This is a genomic window from Actinophytocola sp. (assembly GCF_036002505.1).
Lineage (GTDB): Bacteria > Actinomycetota > Actinomycetes > Mycobacteriales > Pseudonocardiaceae > DASYTH01.
On record NZ_DASYTH010000006.1, the window covers coordinates 1 to 3,141 of the forward strand.

Below are 3,141 nucleotides of genomic sequence, written 5' to 3' on the forward strand. Positions count from 1 at the left end.
CCGGCTGAAGGCCTTGAAGCGTACCGATGATGTGGTCGGCGCTGGGGATGCGGTCGTTGTCGATGACGTCGTAGCTGTACCAACCGGCACGCCTCCAGCCCATCTGAACCAGCCACGGCCACACCAGGCGAGCCGGGGCACGGATCGAGATCGCCCGGGTCGAGGCGAGCTGGGGATCCTGCACCTCGTCGTCGCCCGGCAGCGACCGCGACAGCTCCTCCTCGCTCGCTCCCCAGCGGCTCATCCTGCGCCCCAGTAGCACGGCCGTCGCGATGACGGCCACCGCCACCCCGGTGGTCGTTGCGGCTCGCCCAGTCACAGCAATCAGCCCCTTTCCATCGTCAGCGAAACGCTCCGCCCGCTGCTCGGCATCGCCTACACCGGTTATGGGCTGCTCCTGCTCGTCTGGTTCGTGGTCATCGGCTGGAAGCTGTACCAGCTGGGCCGAGCCGGGGGAGCATCGGGCGAGCGACCATGACGGTCCCGCCACCTGCCGGTCGCCGGATCGCCGGACGGGCTCACGCACGGCCTGAGCACCTGACAGGGTTCCAACCCGAGAGGGCACGCCATGGATATCACTCCGGCGACCGGCGGACCCGGCAGGTACCTCGCGGACCACCCCGCCATCTATCGGCTGTCGCTGGCCGGATCGACGGCGACCGCGGCCTACGCCGCGGTCCGCGCCCGGCGCGCTCCCAGTGCCCGCATTCCCTGGACTGCCCTGGCCCTGCTGGAAGCGGCGATCACCGCGGGCATCATGAACGCGCGGCGGCGGCGTGAGGCTCGAGGCGACCCCGGGAACCTGCTCCGACCTGCTGAACAGGTTTCGTGGCTGAGCCGTGGAGGTACCAGGTCGCCGTGGCGATGCCCGAGCAGTGGCGTCGCGATGACCGTCATACCTGCTTGGGGACCCTGCCCGTGCGGGTGAACACGAAGCGCATCGCTTTGTGCCCGAAATCCGCGGTCGGGTCGAACATCAACGGGCAGCCCCCGTCGATCACTGTGATCCCGTGCTGGCGACCGTATTGGGTGGCCGCCTCAGAGACGCTGCTGGCCCCGGGCCCGTGATGCATCCACACGTACCCGATACCGAGATCGACGCACTCCCGCATGGTGGCCTCGGCGATCTCCGGCCTGGTTCCAATGACCACTGCCTCGACACCGCTGGGGACGGCCTTCAGGTCGGGGTAGCACCGATCGCCTTCGACCACCTCCGTGTTCGGGTTGATCGCGAACACCTCGTAGCCGCGAGCCCGCAGCCGCTGGTACACGGCGTTGCTGCCGTGTGTCCCCGGCGTCCGGGACACCCCGGTCACCGTGATCCGCTTCTTTGCCAGGAACTCCGACGCGGCCTGTTTCACCGTGGACATCGTTGCCTCCTCTGTGCCGGTAGGGTCGCGAACCGCTTCGCAACCCCATTTACCTCAACCCACATCCCGTTCGAACCCGAAGCGGCGAACCTGTTCCTCCAACTGACTCAGCCACCTGAAGATCGGACTCGGTGTGGACACTTCCACCGTCCGCCGCCACCATCGCCGAACGCCACGACCGCGCCAACCGCGGCCGGAACGAGCGCTCCCGGGGAGCATCGCCCGCGCGACGAGCTCATCGGGTCACCTCCCGGGCAAGTTCGGCGGTGCGCTGGCGGTCCGGGGAGGGCTGCCACAGCACGGCGATCGGCACCGACCAGACGTGCACCAGCCGGGTGAACGGCCAGATCGCGAACAGCCCGAGCGCGGCGAGCGCGTGCAGCTGGAACAGCAGCGGAGCGCCGGCCATCAGCGACGGATCCGGCCGCAGCAGGAAGATGCCCCGGAACCAGACCGCCACAGTGGCCCGGTAGTCGTGGCCGGCACCGAGCAGGTTCACTGCCACCGTCGCCCAGACGCCGAGCAGTACCACCATCCCGAGCATCACGTACATCACCACGTCCATGACGGTGGTGGTCGCGCGTATCCGTCCATGCAGGATCCGGCGGGCCGCGAGCAGCACCAGCCCGGCCAGCATCGCGACGCCGGCGAGCGTACCGGCGGTCACGGATACCAGGTGGAACAGCGCGTCGGAGACGCCGATCGCCGCAGTCCAGCTCCTCGGCACCAGCAGGCCGACCAGATGGCCGACGAGCACCGCGAGTACGCCGAGGTGGAACAGCGGGGAGCCCAGCCGCAGCAGCCGGTTGTCCACGAGCTGGGTGCTGAACGTTGTCCAGCCGAACTGGTCGTAGCGCCAGCGCCACACATGCCCCAGCACGAAAACGGCAACCGCCAGGTAGGGCAGCACCAGCCAGAGCAACGTGGTCATGGTGGCACCTCCAACGGGCGCTGCGCCCTCACCCCATGTCGCGAGTCTGCCCCGCGTGTGGCATCACCGGTGGCGGCTAACGTCCTGACCTGTGGGGACCTTCGTCCCCGCGCGAACCGAGGCCATTCGGGCAGAACGCTGTTGTGCAGCGGGCCGGTCGACTGCTGTCACATGCTCGGGTGAGTGCGGTCGGTTGGCGGCACGTCTCGACCGTGGATCCAGGGATGGCGTGGACGGAGGGACTGTCATGACACTCCCTGTGTCAACCTCTGGCGGCAAGCAGTTCGGTTTGTCGGGATTGGTGGAGTCGTGTGGCGTTGCCGTGTCGGTCGGGATCGTATGGGGTTTGGTTGATCCAGCATCGCCAGATGATGCGGATCCACGCGCGGGCCAGGACCCGGATGGCGTGGGGGTGGTCCAGGCCGCGGTCACGGGCGGCGGTGTAGACCGTGGCCGCCCAGTCGCTGTCATGGCGGCTGTTGTCGGCGAACGTGGTGATCGCTACCCGGAAACGCTTGTTGCACGCCCAGCGGAAGTGCACAGCGCGGTGTTTGCCGGATTCCTTGGTCACGGGTGTGACGCCGGCGAGCGCGGCGATGGAGTCGGGCCGGTCGTAGGCTTGGCGGCAGTCGCCCCACTCGGCGAGTATCTGGGCGGCGTTGATCTGACCAGACCTTGGCAGCGATGTGAAGATCTCGGCGTCCGGATGCTCCCCGAGTGTGGCGACGACGCTGCGGCCGAGGTCCTTCAACGCGGCCACGACGGCGCGCAGGACGGCGACCAGGGCCAGCACCGCGTCGCGGATCGCCTCGCACAGGGTCTCGTCGGTGACACCGGTGG

General features: G+C 68.5%; 3 protein-coding genes and 1 pseudogene. All 4 read right to left on the minus strand.

Annotation, left to right across the window (positions count from 1 at the left end):
• Window positions 1–526: pseudogene (locus VGR06_RS00090) on the minus strand (hypothetical protein); the annotation flags it as partial.
• A gap of 367 nt (window positions 527–893) precedes the next feature.
• The gene (locus VGR06_RS00095; protein WP_327556818.1) at window positions 894–1,370 is read right to left on the minus strand and encodes a CoA-binding protein; all 477 of its coding nucleotides are present in this window, start codon (window positions 1,368–1,370) and stop codon (window positions 894–896) included.
• 235 nt (window positions 1,371–1,605) lie between these two features.
• On the minus strand, window positions 1,606–2,301 hold the full coding sequence (gene narI / locus VGR06_RS00100; protein ID WP_327556819.1) for a respiratory nitrate reductase subunit gamma: 696 nt from the start codon (window positions 2,299–2,301) through the stop codon (window positions 1,606–1,608).
• A gap of 262 nt (window positions 2,302–2,563) precedes the next feature.
• Window positions 2,564–3,141: IS110 family transposase (locus VGR06_RS00105; protein WP_327556820.1), on the minus strand; the 578-nt coding region annotated here is incomplete at its 5' end.